Here is a 17,170-nt window from a genome sequence, read left to right as displayed (position 1 = left end):
CCCGGCACCGGTCTCAGCGCCCGAAGCCCCCGAACCAGCGCACCGAGCCGGCAGCAACGGCGGTCGCCCGGGACCCGGTCAACCGCCGTTTAACACCAGCTACCTAGGCCCGGGCGGCGAGCGGGGCGCCCGCCGCCGGGCTGACCGCCTCGGGTGCCTCGGCCACGAGAGGACGCAGCCAGCGGGTCAGCCGGAGCGGGTCTGGTGCGTCGGCGCCGCGACGCCGAATCTCGCGGTGCAGCGCGGCGACGAGTTCCGGCATCTGGTGCAGTGCGGCGGTATCCCCGTCCGCGCCGTTACCGCTCAGCTCGGTGAGGATCGCCAGACCGACCCAGGACCGTGGCTCGTCCGGCTGGTCGAGGATCTGGCGGAGATAGGCGGCGCGGGCGGTCGCGTGGTCGCCGAGGATCTGCGCGATGTCGCCGGTGGACGCCTGTGGTACCTGCGTGGTCACCCGGGCCGGGTCGGTGCAGAGCTGGTCGAAGCCCTCCGGATCCGCCATCTGGAGCCCGGCCAGGTCGAATCGGACGTTGTAGGTCGACGTCCAGCCGACGTCGTGGGTCAGCACGGCGGAGACCGGACCCGGTGAGGCCGCCGCCCCGGCCAGCCAGTCGTCCGCCAGCCGGCGCACCCGGTGCGGATCGGGCAGCCGGTTGCGCAGACGCCAGCCAAGCCGGTGTTCGGCGGTGACCTGCCGGGCCAGCGAGGCCGCAGCCGGGGAGACGGGTTCCGCGAGCCAGCGGCGCTGCCGTTCGGTCAGCGTGGCGAGGAACCGCCGGCCCTCCCCGGTCAGGTCCGCAACCCCGTGCAGCAGCTCGGTGGTCTGCCAGACCATGGAGCGCCAGCGGGCGAATTCGAAGTCGGCGAACCGGGCGGCCGCGCCGCGCTGGACGTGCCGTTGCACCCGCCAGAAGTCGGTGACCCCGAAGAAGGCGTAGACACCGTGCAACAGCCCGCCGAGTGGCCGGGGATCGTCGCGCCACGGTGCGTAGTACCGGGGTTCCGGATCGGGGTGGTACAGCGGGATCAGGTCGAGCAGCGCCCCGAGTTTGGCGTGCTGCCACTCGTGTACCAGCGCCGCCGCCAAGGCGAGTGGATCGGTAGGTGGGGTCAGGGACACGGCACCGAACGACTCCATGGCGGTCGCGTTGACGCCGTAACTCTCCTCGGGGGCGACCAGCGGAACGATCGTGGTGAGTCCCGCGGCGATCCCCTCGGCGTAGCGGGGGTGTGACCGCACGAGCACCGGCCACGCCTCGTCGAGGGCCGTCTGCCACCCGGCCAGCTCGGCGTCGGAGAGCCGGCCCGCCGCCAGGAGTTGGTGGACGTCGCGGCACGGGTCGAGGTCGTCGACGATCAGCCGTAGCGTCCGGCCGGCGGCCCGGGCCGTGATCGTGCGCAGGCCGGACCAGCCGGGCGCGTCCGCCGACGGGTCGGCGGGCACCAGGACCGGGCCGATCCGCAGCCGGCCGTCCTCGGCGGTGACGGTGACGCTGCCGGTCCCCGACTCGGCTCGTCCGTACATCGGCAGCATGACCTGGCCGTCGGTGCTGGACAGCTCGATCGTGAAGTCCAGCCCGGCCCGGGCCGCCGCAGCCGCGGCGATCTCGCCCAGCCGGCCGATGCCGCGGGAGGCGGCGACGGTGGCGCCGGAGCGGCGGCTGCGGGGCGGCACCGTGGCGGGGCCGGCCCGCAGCCGCCGGAGTGTGACCGTCAGCCAGGAGCCGACGTGCGGAGCGAGCAGTACCTCGTCGACGGCCTCCGGCCGGTGGGCCTGGGCGCGGACGAGTAGCTCCAGCGAGGCCTCGGCGGCCGGGGACGGGTCGGCGTCCAGCAGTGCCCGCAGCAGGAACAGCCGCCGGCTGAGCTGGCCGCGGCGGAGCCGGGCGATCGTCTCGGCGTCGCCGTGGCCTGCGGCGAGCTGAGTGAAGGACTGGGCGGGAAGTCGGATCACGTCGGTCACGCGCGTTGCCTCATCACTCGGGCGACATCGGCCTGTACGCGGCCGGCGATGTGGTCGATCAGATATCGCAGGTCGGCGCAGTAGACCGAGGGATTGCGGAATCCTGAGCCCTTACGGTATCGGTGCGGATAGTACCCTCCGCCACAGACCGGATGAACCGAACAATCAAGACACGCCGGAGAGAGTGCCTTCGCGCCGATCTGTCGGGCGATGACGGCCGGGTGCCGCAGGGCGGCGTCCAACGGGTACTCGGCCAGGGTGAGGCCGGTGGCCGGGGCACCCTCGTAGGCGGAGCGCAGCGTGTCGACCTGTTCGAGTGATCCGTCGACGTCGATGACGATCACACCGACGGGGCTCAGTCCGATCTGCTCCGACCTGCTGTGGCCGCCCAGTACGCCCACTGCGATCTCTTCGAAGAGGCGGAGGCGGGTCTCCCGCCGGGGCGCGTCGTACCACCGGTCGAAGACGGCGACGAGCCACTTTCCGTACGGGGTGCTGGCGTCGGGCGGGCGACTCGGCGGCGGCTCGCTCCAGTTGCCGTGCGGCAGCAGGAAGTCAAGGGCCGGGGGCTGGTACGCCAGCAGCGTCTCGTAGGTCTCGACCGGATCGTTGCGCAGGTCGATGACGCTGAGTATGCCGGCGAACAGGTCGGACTGCTCGCGTAACAGCCGCAGCGCGCGGTCGACGGCGGGGAAGCTGCTCCGGCCGCCGAGGTGCCGGCGGTGCCGGTCGTTGGCCACCCGGCCACCGTCCACGCTGACCCCGACCCGCAGTCCGGCGGCGCTCAGCAGACGCAGGCGTTGCTCGGTCAGGCGGGTGCCGTTTGTCTGCACGGTGAACTGTGCCGTCGTCCTGGGCGACAACGCCGCACGCAGCGTGCTGACCACCCGCTGTAACGTGGCGGGTGGGGCGAGCAGCGGCTCGCCGCCGTGCAGGATGACCCGGATCTTCGACAGGCGGTGGTCGCGGGCGTGTTCGGCGATGCGCCGGGTCGCCAGGTCGACGACCTCGTCGGGCATGAAGGCCGTCCGGCCCCGCCAGGAACGGTCGGCCAGCTCGTACATGTAGCAGTAGTCGCAGGCGAGGTCGCACCGACTGTGCAGCTTGACGACGAAGTCGTGGAACGGGGTGGGTCGCCAACCGGCCGGTGCGATGTCGAGCGGTGACTCGCCGAGCGGCCATTCGGACGCCGTAGGAAGTGACGGTGGCGCGCTGGTGACCACGACGGGGCTCAGATCGCGGAGGTGAAACCAGCGACGGGGTCCTGCGGTCGGTCCAGCTCGTCGAGAATCCGCTCCAGGCAGTGCACGAACGCGCCCTGCCTCGCCTCCCGGAGTTCAGCGAGGCTGATCTTGCTCACATCCAATTGGTGAGACAGATAATCATCGACCGTGGTTTCCATCGATTCCTCTATAGGACAATCGCACGCTAGTGATCCTGACCGGCTCCGAACGCGGCAGCTGGAGGCGGAGCAAACTTCCTAAACTAGCCCAAGGTACCAGTGGATGCCGGACAGTCGGGTCAGTCTACGGCCGACGCCCCGCCCCGGACAGTCCATAGCCGGCGCCCGCACTGTGGGCTGTCCGATTTCTGGCAATGGTCGCGGAAGTCGCGGCACCGCGCCCGCCGTCATCCGGCGGATCACCCGTGGCAAACCTCCGCCACCGCGCCCGCTCGTACGCCGGTTCGAGACGGCCACTGGAAAGCCGGCCATCGTGGCAGATCACGCAATCCGAGCCGCTGAACGGCCGAGGTCAGAAACGCGGATCTGCCGCCGAGCGACCACGCTGGCTAGGCATGCTCCTCGCTAAACGGCTCGTCACTCCACCACCACGTCTCGCTGCCATCGATGTGAAGTAGGAGCCCAGGAACTCCTGGCCGTCCGGGTACCGAAGCGTCGCGGTGTTCCGCACTGCCCGTATGCGCGCATCCGGGACTCCGCGTCCTCATCAACGCCATCGAGCAGCCGCAGTTCCTCGGCGATGAGCGTCCGGATCTCCGCAAGCCCTCCCTCGGGTTCACACGAGCACTCAGCCACGGAAGTCACCACCGGTTACCGCGAGACCAGCGGGCACCCGGCCTTCGTCGCGCCGATGCAGCATCCAGTTGCCGCCGTGATGATGGCTCAGGACGACGAACCAAAGGGACCTGTCGTAACCCTGGCGCCCGTCTGTCGAGCATGGTCGGCAGGATGCCTGGGTGCAGGTGATCCTCGCGGCCCACCCTGAGCGGATCTTTCCGTTCACCGGGCTGCAGCCCGCCCAGCTCCGCACGCTGGTCTGACTGGTCGCCGAGCGGCCCGCCCCTGGTGGACACGACCGGGCCACCACCCCGTGAAGAAGACGCCCTCAGCCTGCTGTCAGCAGGTCCGAGGGGTAACCCTGTTCAACGCACAGTGCCACCCCGGGGTAGTGGGCGGTCACCTTCGCGCCGTCGCGTCGCGGGTTGGCCAGGCCGACGGTCACGCACCGGCCGAAGTCGGTGCCGACACCATGCACGGTCACGCCACGCTGCTGCCAGAACGCCTGGTCGGCCCACACCTTTGCCGCCCCCTTCTCAAGGCTCGCCGCCGGGTACGTGGCGTCTACAAGGTCGACCCGCACCGCCGGTGCCAGGGCGCGTAGCGCCGCGTCCATGCCGGCGGTCGGCACGCGATAGATCATCAGCCGCCCGCCCGGCACGTCCAGGGCCACGCCGGCATAGGCGGCCGGCCACCGACCCGGAGCGACCTCGTCAACCCGGGCAGCGGCGTCCATCAGCGCGTCCTGACCTGGCCAGTACGACTGCTCCGGTGCGGGTGGCGCGAGCGACGGCCGCGGCGCGGCCTGCGCGGCGGTGGTGCCGCAAGCGGTGAGCGCGGCGAGCAGCAGTGCGGTCAGGCGGCGGTGCATGTCGGACCTCCTACCAGGTACGGCGGGCTACGCCATCCGGACGCTATCGGGTGTAACGATCCGGGCGGTGGTGAGACTCACCAGCGATGGCTGCGGCTGCGTAGGGTCGGCGACGTGACTACCGACCTCGACGGTCTGCCGAAGATCGGTGTGCCGGCCGTGCGCGCCCTGACCCGCGCCGGATAGCCGACGCTGCGTGACCTAGCGGGCGTGCCACGCGCCGAGCTGTCCGTGCTGCACTGGGTGGGACCGAAGGCGCTCGGGATCATTCAACACGCACTCGAGCAGCACGATCTCAGTCTCGGATAGGGATTTCTCATTGGTGAGTGGCCGTCAGGCAACTTGGCCAGAACCTCCACTGCTGTGCTGATCTGCCGGCGGGCGAGCCGGGCGGGAGGTCGTCCATCCAGATCCCACTGATCAGGTGGCCGGCCCATGGTGGGCGTGTCGACGTCGCCGGTAGCGTGAGACGAATTCGCGCCGAGACTGCGGGGAGTGGACTTTGGAGAACGAGATTCAGCTGATCAGTGACGGCGACGGTCTGGCGGTCATCGGTCATCCGGCGACTGTCGATCGTTTTCTCACCGCTGAGCGGCTGCCGTCGAAAGACCTCGGGCTCAAACGGCTCAGCTCCACGATGCACACCGGATCGGCAATCGCCAAGGTTGGGTCCGAGATCGCCGAACACTCCGGTCGCTGGGTCCAGTTGACTGCCCGGTCGGCGGAGGCGATGAAGAAGTACAACCTGATGAAGGGCTCGGGAGACGGAGTCAGCCGGGCTGTGCTGACCGACCGTGGCAAGATCACCGGTCTCCTGGAGATAGTGCAGCAGAGCCCCGGCACACTGCTGACCAATCCGGCGATCCTGAGCGGCGCCGCCGGACTGATGACGCAACTTGCGATGAAGCAGGCCATGGACGAGATCACCGAGTATCTCGCCGTTATCGACGCGAAGGTCGACGCGGTGCTCCGCGCCCAGAACGATGCTGTGGTGGCTGACATGATCGGGGTGGAACTTGTCATCGACGAGGCCCTGACCATCCGTGAGCAGGTAGGGAGGGTTTCCGAGGTCACCTGGTCGAAAGTGCAGACCACGCCGATCCCGTTGGCCCGCACCCAGGCGTACGCGTTGCGGCAACTCGACGCCGTCGCTGAGAAGTTGGAGTCCCAGACCAAGGTCGGCGACCTGGCCAGGACATCCAGGGAAGCCGAGATCAAGGTGCAGGAGTGGCTGGCAGTGCTGGCCCGCTGTTTTCAACTTCAGGACGCGGTCGCTGTGCTCGAACTCGACAGGGTTCTGGACGCGTCACCGGAAGATCTGGAGGAGCACCGGGTCGCCATCAGGATCGCCCGACGTAACCGTCTCGATCTCATTTCCCGCAGTACCGAGCGACTGCTGGCCCGGATGGACGCGGCCGCCGGGACGGCCAACGCGAAGGTTCTGCTCAATCCGACCACTTCCCGCACCGTCGTGCGTTCGACCAACCAGGTTGCGAACGTCGTCGTCAACTTCAGTGCGATGCTCGGAATCGATCGTGATCATAGTGCTTGGAGCGCCCGGCGGTGGCGTGATGCGGCTGCGGAGGTGCGGGACAAGGTCCTCGAATCGGGGAGCGGGGTCCGTGACAAGGTCCGCGAGACGGGCACGGAGGTCAAGGGCAGGGTGTTGGAGACCGGGGCGGAGGGCATAGGTGCTGCCGGCCGGTTCGGAACGGGTGCTCTCGGCCGGGCAAGATCGATGATGGGCAAGGTTTCCGGTGGAGCCGGTGGGCGGGAGCAGCCTCAGGTCGGAAGCGGGGAGGAATCCTGAGGAGCGGCCCAGTATGTGATGATCGATCGGCGACTGTGGGAGTGTGGCCCGGTCATGGCGCCTGAGCAGCCCATCTTCGGTACCGGATTCGCGACGTGCGTACCAGCTATGTGTCGCCCGTGACTCACGGATTGGTCATCCCGGCGCAGTTGTTGCCGGGTGGGGTGAAAGAGCGACCCTTGCGGGCCGGCAGCACTTCCGATACACAAAGGGCGGTGCACCGAGCGCGTCCGAGACCTCACCGAAGGTCGTCCGCCGACATCGATGGAGGTGCGGTCATGGCGTTGACCCCGGCGGCCGGTGGTGGTGAGTCCTCGACGTCGCCCCTGCCGATTCGGGCACCGGGACCGGTCAATGCCGAGGTCCAGTGGGACGGGTTCGATCCTCAGACGTATGTCCGACACAACTACGCGGACCTGCGGGCCGATGATCGGGCGTTTCTCCGCCGGACCAGGGACTTCTTCGCTGGGGCGCAACTCTCCGGGGCGCGCTGTGTCGACGTGGGGTCGGGAGCGAATCTCTATCCGACGCTGGCGCTCCTGCCGTTCGCCGAGTCTATCGATCTATGTGAATGGTCGACGTCGAATGTGTGTTGGCTGCGGCAGCAGGTCGACTCCTACGACCCGATGTGGGATCCGTACTGGCAGGTGTGTGCGGAGCACCCGGCGTACGCTGCGCTGACCGATCCGCGACGGCGTCTGGCGCGGGTGGCCCGGGTGTCGCGGACCAGTGTCTTCACCCTGCCGGTGCACGCCTGGGACGCCGGAACGATGTTCTTCGTGGCGTGTTCCATCTCGGCTCATCGCTCGGAGGCCGAACGGGCGATCGCCCGGTTCCTCCGGGCGCTGCGGCCCGGGGCGCCCTTTGCCCTGGCGGTCATGCTCGGCTCCGCCGGTTACCACGTCGGTCGACGGTCGTTTCCGGCGGTGTCGCTGGCCCGTGCCGAGGTCGTGGCCGGTATCGCCGCGGGCGCGTACGAACTTGACGTCCACGAGGAACGCCCCCGACCGCCGTTGCGCGACGGTTACGTGAGTATGTTGCTGACCACGGGTCGTACCCGCGGATAGCGTCGACGCCGCAGCCTGAACGGTGCCGCCGACGGCGACAACCGGCCTGGTCCACACCCGATGGTCGGCTTGCCGACACCCCGCCGACAAAGCGCTTCGGACGGCGGTCGACCGGCCCGCTACCATGACGGTGCACGTCATTGTCGGCCACCGTGGATCCTCGCGCGTACGGCAACGTCAGCGGTTTTCGAGTCGGCGACTACAACAACAGACGGCGGTGGATCATGCGGATACAGCCGCGCCAGGAGATCCTCGACATCTGGCGGGCCACGGTGCGCAGTTGTTGGGACGATGGTGAATGGCGCTGGGGTGGCCGGAGTGGCAGTAACTCGATCAGTGATGCGGAGCAGTTGCTGACCCTGCTGCTCCCCGCGGCCAAGGTCTCCGTGCTGTCGCTCGACGACCCGGACCGGGTCGACGACGACGTGGTCGATGCACTCGGCTCGCTCGGCGACGCGATCAAGATTCCCCGTCAGCTGGTCGGCGTGATGATCGACTATTTCCGCCGGTACACCGACGAGGCCGGCACGCCGATCTTCGCCGGTGGCAGCTACCTCACCCCGACCGAGGGCGGGCCGCCCCTCACCGAGGAACAGTATTCGCTGGATATCGTCGACTCGTTCGCGGTGTCCGTCACGCTCACGCTGGCGACGATCGGTTTCGTCAAGGTCTACCGGAAGGCCACCCAGCGGCGTGATCTGCTCGCCCAGTTGGACGAGTTGGAGGCGATGGCCAACGTGCGACTGACGGCGGCCATGGTCGGTCTGCTCCGCAGCTTCAGCACCTCCGTCTTCACCTCCACCGACCCGTACGGCCGTCGGCTGTGCGACATGGTCAACCAGGACGAGCTACCGCGCCGGGAAGTCGTGGACGCCTTGCGCGAACAGTTGCGGGACGCGATGGCCAGCCTGCGCAGCGTGGTTCTCGGCTCGGGTCGGGTGACCGAAGACCTCGACAACAGCGAGATGCTCTTCGAGTGCGGCTGGTCCTGGGGAACCATCGCCGGAGCCGAGGAGGTCCCGACCAGCGAACCGATCGGCCGGCAGCGGCCCGGGTCCGCGGAGAACGCCCCCTACCTCTACTTCACGGTCATCGCGATGGACGCGATCGAGGACCTGAACTCCGAGCGCACCCGCCTGCTCGGGCTGCTCAACGAGGAACAGCAGCGACTGTCCCGGGCGCTGCAACTGCGCTGGGAGCTGACCCGGACGTACTGGGCGACGGTGGCGACCTTCGGCAACCGGCGACGCTGGCCCATCGAGGACATCCCGTGGCGGACGACCGACGGCGACCGGACCGACTACTACACGTTGCAGACGACGTCGCTGGCGGTCAAGGGCCTGCTCGCCGTGGGGCGCGGCGGCGACGAGGAACTCGGCCGGATCGCCTCGGTGCTGGTGGAGCTGGCCCAGCGGGCGCGGATCACCCGGCGCGCGTCACCCGGCGAGCCGGCGCTGCTCGTGCACGCGCCGGGTAAGCAGGTGATCCTGAACGACGAGACGTCGAAGCCGATCATGACGTGGAACGTGAACGAGTTCTCCACGGTGCTGCTCCAGCGGGCGATAACGGTCGCCGGCCTGCTGAACAACGCCCGGCGGCGCAGCGAACTACTCGAGTTGGCGGACGAGGTGTGGGACCACCTGCTGCTGCGGCGCATCCCCGCCGGTCGGCACGAGGGGTTGTGGGACCATGCCGGCGGTGCGTTCCCGGGGCTGGCGCCGATGCCCGAGGCACCCTCCTGGTACCTGACCGAGCGGGCGGTGCACGCGATGGTCAACGCCAGCCAGCTGCTCTCGGAACGGCCCTTCCCCCGGGCCGGCGGGCTCGCGGCGTACGCCCAGGATCTCGTCGACGAGGCCGAGTACCTGTTCGACCGGGAGCTGATGCGCGGCACGTTCTCCGGGGTGGCGATGCAACGCAACATGCGCAGCATCCGGTCCAGCCTGCGTCGGGCCCAACTGCTGGTGGACGAGCGTCCGGGCACGGCGGCCGCCCTGGCGAACACGGTGTTGCTGAAGATCAACGACGTCGCCACCGGTCAGCAGAAGGCCAGCGAGGGAATCTGATGCTGGTTTTCGTCACGTCACACAAGGGTGGCACCGGTCGGTCGGTGACCGCGGCGAACATCGCCTACCGCAGTGCGCTGTCCGGCAAGTCGACCTGCTACCTGGACTACGACTTCGGCTCGCCGACGGCGGGGATCACGTTCCAGATCCCGCAGGCCGTCAACGGGGTGGAGGGTTCGGGGCCCAGCCGCGGTGGTCTGCACCGGTACCTGCGCGGGGAGATCCCCTGGCCCGAGCGGTTGGACGTCTGGGGCACCTCCGAGCGGGCCAGTCTGCGTCAGCGGCCTGTCGGCTCCGGGGCACTGGTGCTCCTACCCGGGCAGCGCAACGGCAGCGAGTTCGGCTTCACCAGCGACATCGCCAAGCGCTGCGTCGATCTTTTCCTCCGGCTGGAGGAGGAGTTCGACCTGACCCTGGTGGACCTCAGCGCCGGCCGGTCGTACGCCAGTCACATCGCCCTGGCCGCGACCGCCACCCCGTCGCTGTGCAAGGTCACCGCCCGCTGGTTGGTCTTCCACCGGTGGACCCCGCAACACGTCACGGCGGCGGCGGACCTCGCCTTCGAGGCGGGCGGGATCCTGGCCATCGGCGAGGAGTACGGCCACGAGCGGGAACGGCTGAGCGAGTCGCTGCGGTTCGTCCGTACCGCGTTGATCGACGCCCGAGGCGACGAGGTCGGTCATCTCGACCTCGCCCAACAGGCGTTCCTGCGCAAGTGTGACGACGAGCTGACGGAGCTGGCCCGGCGTAAGGGGGTCGGCCGTACCACCCGGCTCGGCTCGGTCCCGCTGGACCCGCTGTTGCAGTGGCGGGAGCAGCTCATCTCGGACCACGACGTGCAGACCAAGATCGCCAACGTGAGGACCGTGGACGCCTTCGTGGATCTGACCGCGAAGCTGTTCAAGGAGGCCGCGTGGGAAGCCGTGTGACGGACGTGGACGTGAGGTTCCAGGAGGCGGCTGCGGTGGCCCGTACGGAGAGCGTGGCGTACGCGCACCTGTCGGTGGAGTTGGGGCACTTCTACGCCGAGGACTTCGGCGCGGGATGTCAGGAACTGCGGGACAGGTTCGCGCGGATCGCCGAGTGGTCGGCGATCATCCCGGTGCTGGCGAACCGGGGGCTGGCGGGGGGCCGCCAGCCCAGGGTCAGCACCTGCTTCATGGTGGACGACTACTTCCACCGGTTCGGCACCCCCCGCGAGGTGATCGGGCAGGTGCAGAGCGCGGCGGCGGCGCAGGGTCTGGTGCTCGACTACGTCGCCCGGGAGTCCAGCTTCGCCCGTCACGACGGCGTCGAACTGGCCCAGATGGTCCTCGACACCCTGGTGGTGGAGCCGCCCCGGAACACCACGGGTAGCCGTCCGCCGTTGAGTGAGTCGGGCTGGCTGTCCAACGGGATGCGCTCACCCGGTCACGTCGACGCGCCGGCGATGACGCTGCCCCGGCCGTGGTCCCCGCCGGTGCAGTCAGGTGATCCCCGGCACTCCATCTTCGTTGACGTCGAGCTGTGGTCCGGCGAGCCGGGCAGCCGGGTGTGGGCCTGCGCCCTGCTCGCCTCGGTCTGGCAGATGGCCCGGCTGGGCGTGTTGCGCCGTCGCGGCGAGACGCTGATGCAGCCGCACCGGCTCACCGGCGAGCTGCCCGACTCGTGGGATGCGTTACCGGCTGTCGTCCAGCTGAATCCGGCTGCCGCGCCGTTCTGTGCGTACCGCACGTTGACGCTGATGGACACCCAGTACCTGCCGGTGGAGATGGCGGTGCGGACGGTTCTCGGCCAGGTGGCGGTTCCCCCGGCGGTCGCGCAGCAGATCACCAGCCGGGCGGGCGCCGAGGGCCTGCGGTTGCCCGGCGAACTTGTCGACCGGTTGAGCTACGTGTTCATCGGCGGGTGAGCGGTCCGTGACCTGCCGCACTGCTGGCCGGCCGGTGTCCGGCCGGCGAGGTCACGCAGCAGGGTCAGGTTGGCCACGGCGATCTGGTCCCGGATCCAGGTGACCGACGAGTTCCACTGCCGGCTGAACCCCGGCACCTGTTCGAGCCGGTCCCAGATCGGTCGCAGCCGGGGGTTCACCCGGGCGCCGGGCAACCACAGGTGCAGCAGGTGCTCCAACACCGGCCGCAGCCGTTCGATGTGTTCCTGGCCGGAGCCCGAGCGGGCGACGGCGGCCTCCACGAGGGAGGACAGCGTGGTCAACAGCCAGTCGTGCAGGGCGAGGTCCTCGCAGAGGCCGGCCACGGCGTCCGGCACGTCCTGGGGATCCAGCACCAGTTCGACCGTACGCAGCGTGGGGGAGTCCACGGTGACCACGGCCGAAACCTCCCGCTCCGGCTGCGGCGACACCTGCGCGGCCCAGCGCAGCCGGGTACGCGCCGCGCGCAGCGGCGGACGCCGGTCCAGCAGGTCGGAGGTCTGCACACCGTCGAGCACCCGGCCGGTGATCGCCTCCAGGTTCAGCACGTCGGCGTCGTCGCCGCGCAGGAATCCCGCAGTCAGATCCGCGGTGTCCAGTTTGCCTACCGTCTCCAGGACACCCGGGTTGGCCAGGTAGTGCGACCACGGCCGGCGTCGATCGCCGCCCGTGACCCGGACGACCGAGGATGCCTGCACGATCCGGCCGCCGGTGACGATCGCCCGGGTGACCACCGCACCGACCCCGCGTAGCTGACGGCGTCGGGCGCTGGGCAGCCAGCAGTCCACCCCGGTGCGGACGTCGGGGGAGACCGCGTAGAGCGACGGACGGCGGGAGGTCAGCACCGCCTCGCCCTCGACCAGGCGGAGCACCTCGGAACTCTGCTCGTGGGCCAGCGCCGTGCTGTGCTGTAGCAGGTTGGTGTGCACCTCACCGAGTGTGAGCATGACTTCCTCCGCATCACCGCATCCGTCCGCGCCGGCTCGCGGAATGCGTCCCTGGTGATTGACGTGCGCCGCCGTGATCCGTGTCGATCCGGATGCGTGCCGGACTAAAGGAAATCTCGGGATAACGAGATCCGGCCCGCTCGGACCTGAATCCGTGCTGTCGACATCATAGGCCCGGCCTCCGCGGGAATCCCACGCGCAGCAACGCGCGCCGCGTGTTCGTCGAACATGAGCAGGTGACGACGGCTGGTACTTTCAAAGCGACGGTCGCCAGTCGCCCTCCTGGAGTTTGCCGTTCATGAAGGTCTACATTTCAGCCACCCAAAAGGACCTGCTGGAATACCGCCTGGCCGTACACGCCGTGGCCCGTCGGCTGAAGATCGAGGACGTCGCCATGGAGGCGTACGGCGCCGACGTCCAGCCACCGCTGGAGCGCTGCCTGAACGACGTCCGGGACTGTGACCTCTACCTGGGGCTCTTCGCCTGGCGGTACGGATTCCGGCCGCCCGGCCACACGTCGTCCATCACCGAGCTGGAATACCGTGCCGCGCTGGCGGCCGGAAAGCCCTGCCTGATCTTCCTTCTCGCCGAGGACGCGCACTGGCCGGGCCACATGGTGGACCGGGGTGCCGACGGTGACCGGATCGTCGAACTGCGCCGGGAACTCCAGGAGCACCACCTGTGTGACTTCTTCTCCAGCGTCGACGACCTGACCGCCAAGGTGATGGCGGCACTGACCGACGTGCTCAACGGCCGGTCCCCGGTCCGTGGGCCGGCCGACCCGGGCACCCACCTGCCGGAGGAGATGCGGGCCCGCTACTACCGGAACCTGGCTCTGATGTACGAGTCGGTCCCGGTGAACGCCGTCTCACCCCGTCCCACCATCGGTTACCTGACCGTCGGGCTGCCGAAGGTGTTCGTGGAGCCCCGCGTGCACGAGGAGGCCCGCCCGGAGATGCCGCTGGCCTGGTGGCGCCCGGCCGGGGCCACGCCGGACGGTGACGACGCGGGGCTGCCCGGGGTGGTGGACCCGGAGGAGGTGGAGCGGCTGCGGGAGGAGTACGCGGCCAAGGACGCGTCGATGCTGTTCGACGTGGTGTGCGATCCCGCCCGACGGATGATCGTGCTGCTCGGCGACCCCGGATCCGGAAAGTCGGCGGTCGCCCGCTACCTGGCGCTGGTGCTGGCCGGGGTCTGCGCCGAGCCCCGGTTGGCGGCGCTGGACGGCTACCTGCCCGTGCTGATCGAACTGCGGTCGTACGCCACGCACCGGGGGGACGGCCGGTGCGACGGCCTGCTGGACTACGTGGGCCACAGCCAGCAGATGGGCCTGACCGGACTCGACCAGACGGTGCTGGAGTCGTATCTGCGCCGGGGCGGCCGGGCGTTGTTCCTGTTCGACGGCCTCGACGAGGTGGTCGACCCCGCGCAGCGGGAGGAGGTGGCCGCGCAGATCGCCACCTTCGCCAACGAGTACCCGGGGGTGCGGACGGTGGTCACCTGCCGGGCGGCGGGACATCTGCGGCAGACCTTCGCCAACGCCGGGTTCGACCATTTCACGATCGAGGATCTCGACGACGGGCAGATCTCCCGCTTCCTCGGCAACTGGTGCCGCTACGTGATGCCCACCGAAGCGGAGGCGGAACGGCAGCGGCGACAGCTGCTCGACGTGGTGCGCAACTCCCGGGCGATGCACGAGATCGCGGGCAACCCGCTGCTGCTGATCCTCATGGCCATCGTCGGCCGGGGCCACCCGCTGCCCCGCAACAGACGGCGACTGTACGCACACGTCACCGATGTCCTGATCTCCGAGTGGGACGTCACCAAACAATTGCGGGACAGTCACGGCGAGGTGCCGGCGCTGGATCTGAAGGCAAAGCACCGGCTGCTGCGCCAGCTGGCATTCCGTATGCAGTTCCGGGAGTCGGGGCTGGCGGGGAACTGCATCGAATCCGACGAACTGGCACTCATCTTCCGGGACCACCTCGTCACCTTCTACAGTTTCGGCAACGAGCGGGCACTCGCCATGGCCTACTCGATGATCGGCAAATTGCGTGAGCGGAGTTTCATCCTGGAGCGCTACGGCCTGCGGCTGTTCGGGTTCGTGCACCGGGCATTCCTGGAGTTCTTCTGCGCCGAGGAGATCGTGGACGGAATCGAGCGCGATCCGGCCTCCTGGGGCCGCGACCGGTTGCGTTCGCTGTTCCGCGACCACTGGGCCGATCCGTCGTGGCGGGAGGTGCTCCGGCTGGTGGCCGGCGCACTGCCCGTCCCGACCGCCAACGACCTGATCGTCCGGCTCGCCACCGAGGGCACCCGACCCTGGCCGCCGCTGAACCTGACCGGGCCGCCCTGGAACCTGGTGCTCGCCGCGCAGTGCGTGGCGGAGGCCCCGCAACCCGCCGACCTGGCCGAGGCGGGCGAGGCAGTGCTGCGGCAGGTCGTGCTGCTGGTGGAGCACGGCATCTCCGCCGACGACCCCCAACTGGTCGACCTCACCGAACACGAGCTGCTCTCCTCGATCCGGGTGCTGGGGCCGGACTGGCCCGGCCGGACGACCTTCCTGCACTGGTACCGCCGCCGTGGGATACGTACCAGTTGGCGCACCGGCTCCGCGTTCGCCACCCGGATCGCCGCCGCGCTCTCCACCGCCGACGAACGGCTGGAGGACCTCCTGCTCGTGGAGCTCGGTCAGGGCACCGAGCGGCACGCCCACCTCACCCTGGTCGCCGGGCTCGCCGAGGCCGCCGCCCGGACGGCCCCCACCGGTCGCCGCCGGTACCGCGATCTCCTGCTCGCCCAGGCCCGCGCCGAGATCTCCACCGCCGTCCGTCAGGCCGCGGTGCGGGCGCTCGTCACCCACTTCGGCGCCGACTCCGACCTGCCGGACGTGCTGCGTGGACTCGTCGGCTCCGCCGACCTCGCCGTGCGCGCGCTGGCCGTGCAGTCCCTCGGCGGTCGTACCGCACTGTCCGACGACGTCTGCCGGATGGTGGTCCTGGCCACCGCGGATCCCGACGCCCCGGTACGCCGGGCCGCCGTCGGGGTGCTCACCGCGCGCCTGACCGAGATGCCGGACGCCGCCGGGACGCTGCGGCGGCTGCTTGACAGCGACGACGACCCGGGGGTGGCGCAGCGGGCGCTGGAGGGCCTGCTGGCCCTGCCCGAGCAGGCCGGCTCCGCCCGCGCCACCGCGCTGCGACGGGTGGACGGCGATGCCCCGGACGAGGTACGACGCTGCCTGCTGACCACCCTGCTGCCGGGACCACCGGCCCCGGAGGACATGGAGCTGCTGCTGAAGCTGGCCGGCTCGGACAGCTCCGCGCGACTGCGCACGGCGGCGGTGCGGCTGCTGGCCGCCGGACCCGATCCGCAGGGACGGTGCCGGTCCCGGCTGGTCGACCTGATCGGCGCGGACGAGGAGCCGTCCGTGCGGGCCGCCGCCGTGACCGCGCTGATCGACCGGGACCGGGCCGAGGAGACCGGGCGGACCGTGGTGGCGAAGGCGGCCCGGGAGGACGACGACGCGACGGTGCGCCTCGCGGCGGTGCGTGCCCTGGTCGACGCGTACCCGGACCACCACACCGGGGAACTGCTGACGGAAAGCGCCCGCCGCGATCCGACGGCGAGTGTCCGGCTCGCCGCCGTCGACCTGCTCACCGGGCGGCTGCCGATCGGCCACGCCACCCGTACCCTGCTGATCGGTCGGGCCTTCGAGGAGCGGGACGCGCTCGTCCGGTTGCGGGTCACCCGGAGCCTGGCGGCCCTCGCCGACCCGCCCGAACCGACGGTACGGGAGTGCCTGACCGAGCAGGTCGGCAGAGATCCCGATCCGACCGTGCTCCGCGCGGCGGCCGAGGCGCTCGCCCGGCACGACGACTCCGACGGCCTGCTGGAAACGCTGTGCCGGCGGGCCCGGCGGGACAGCTACGGCGGCATCCGACTGGCCGCGGTGCAGACGCTCGGCCGGTACGGCGGCTCCGACGCGGTGACCGACGTGCTGTTGGAGTGCGTCGACCTGGACACCGACCCGGCCGTGTTCGACGCGGCGGTGTGCTGCCTGACCGGGCAGGGTCCGACGTCCGTGGCGGTGACGCTGCGGCTCATGCGTCGGTTGGCGGACAGCGACCCGGCGATCCGTGCGCGGGTCGCCGCCGCGCTCGGCGAGCATTGCGGCACCGATCCCGAGGTGCAGGTGCTGCTGGTCGGTCTGGTCCGCGACGACGCGTCCCTGGAGGTCCGGCGTCGGGCGGCCGAACAGGTGGGTGCGCACCTGGCCGGCCGGGCGGAGGTGCCGGAACTGCTGCTGAGCCTGGTGGACGACGACGACTGGGAGATCCGCCGCACCGCGCTGCTCTCGTTGACCCGGCACCACTGGCGGGACCCACGGACCCGGGAACTGCTGGTGCGGCTCACCCACCGGGGGGAGGACGACAGCACCCGGCGGTTGGCCGGCCAGTTGCTGGCCACCCTGCCCGGTACCAGGCCCGACGACTTCCTGTGACCGGCCCGCGCGC

The 17,170-nt window shown here is 70.0% G+C and carries 11 protein-coding genes; 6 read left to right on the top strand and 5 right to left on the bottom strand.

Features of this window, described 5'->3' with window-relative positions; all coding sequences use genetic code 11:
- Nucleotides 1-103: 103 nt before the first annotated feature.
- The 4 genes from ACN260_RS20395 to ACN260_RS20380 form a co-directional block, all read right to left on the bottom strand.
- Nucleotides 104-1,963, bottom strand: a complete 1,860-nt coding sequence (locus ACN260_RS20395; protein WP_422752603.1) for an HEXXH motif domain-containing protein — start codon at nt 1,961-1,963, stop codon at nt 104-106.
- Nucleotides 1,960-3,186, bottom strand: coding sequence for an FxsB family cyclophane-forming radical SAM/SPASM peptide maturase (locus ACN260_RS20390; RefSeq protein WP_422752602.1), 1,227 nt, complete (start codon nt 3,184-3,186; stop codon nt 1,960-1,962). The genes ACN260_RS20395 and ACN260_RS20390 overlap by 4 nt, the downstream gene beginning before the upstream one ends.
- An 8-nt stretch (nt 3,187-3,194) precedes the next feature.
- Nucleotides 3,195-3,365 (bottom strand): FxSxx-COOH cyclophane-containing RiPP peptide, encoded by a 171-nt coding sequence (gene fxsA, locus ACN260_RS20385; protein WP_082377355.1) that lies wholly within the window; start codon nt 3,363-3,365, stop codon nt 3,195-3,197.
- Nucleotides 3,366-4,311: 946 nt separating this feature from the next.
- Entirely contained in the window at nt 4,312-4,854 is a 543-nt protein-coding gene (locus ACN260_RS20380) for a hypothetical protein (RefSeq protein WP_422752601.1), read from the bottom strand.
- 502 nt (nt 4,855-5,356) lie between these two features.
- On the opposite strand from ACN260_RS20380, the gene ACN260_RS20375 reads away from it, so the two are divergent.
- The 5 genes from ACN260_RS20375 to ACN260_RS20355 all read left to right on the top strand — a co-directional run bounded on the left by ACN260_RS20375 (nt 5,357) and on the right by ACN260_RS20355 (nt 11,688).
- Entirely contained in the window at nt 5,357-6,664 is a 1,308-nt protein-coding gene (locus tag ACN260_RS20375) for a hypothetical protein (RefSeq protein ID WP_422752600.1), read from the top strand.
- Nucleotides 6,665-6,942: 278 nt separating this feature from the next.
- Nucleotides 6,943-7,731, top strand: a complete 789-nt coding sequence (locus ACN260_RS20370; RefSeq protein WP_422752599.1) for an SCO2525 family SAM-dependent methyltransferase — start codon at nt 6,943-6,945, stop codon at nt 7,729-7,731.
- A gap of 224 nt (nt 7,732-7,955) precedes the next feature.
- Nucleotides 7,956-9,797: an SCO2524 family protein gene (locus ACN260_RS20365; RefSeq protein ID WP_422752598.1), complete on the top strand. Its 1,842-nt coding sequence runs from the start codon at nt 7,956-7,958 to the stop codon at nt 9,795-9,797.
- Entirely contained in the window at nt 9,797-10,726 is a 930-nt protein-coding gene (locus ACN260_RS20360; protein WP_422752597.1) for an SCO2523 family variant P-loop protein, read from the top strand. Before ACN260_RS20365 ends, ACN260_RS20360 begins: the two co-directional genes overlap by 1 nt.
- On the top strand, nt 10,711-11,688 hold the full coding sequence (locus ACN260_RS20355) for an SCO2522 family protein (RefSeq protein WP_422752596.1): 978 nt from the start codon (nt 10,711-10,713) through the stop codon (nt 11,686-11,688). The genes ACN260_RS20360 and ACN260_RS20355 overlap by 16 nt, the downstream gene beginning before the upstream one ends.
- On the opposite strand, the gene ACN260_RS20350 is transcribed toward ACN260_RS20355, so the two are convergent.
- Complete coding sequence (locus ACN260_RS20350; protein ID WP_422752595.1) at nt 11,667-12,653, bottom strand: SCO2521 family protein; 987 nt, start codon at nt 12,651-12,653, stop codon at nt 11,667-11,669. The two genes, ACN260_RS20355 and ACN260_RS20350, sit on opposite strands and share 22 nt — an antisense overlap.
- Before the next feature lie 298 nt (nt 12,654-12,951).
- Here ACN260_RS20350 and ACN260_RS20345 point away from each other — a divergent pair, with 298 nt between their 5' ends.
- The gene (locus ACN260_RS20345) at nt 12,952-17,157 is read left to right on the top strand and encodes a HEAT repeat domain-containing protein (RefSeq protein WP_422752594.1); all 4,206 of its coding nucleotides are present in this window, start codon (nt 12,952-12,954) and stop codon (nt 17,155-17,157) included.
- The last annotated feature ends 13 nt before the right edge of the window (nt 17,158-17,170 follow it).

The organism is Micromonospora sp. WMMD708 (assembly GCF_049315245.1).
In the GTDB taxonomy this organism is placed as follows: Bacteria; Actinomycetota; Actinomycetes; order Mycobacteriales; family Micromonosporaceae; genus Micromonospora; species Micromonospora wenchangensis.
This window is presented reverse-complemented; position numbering and strand designations above follow the sequence as displayed.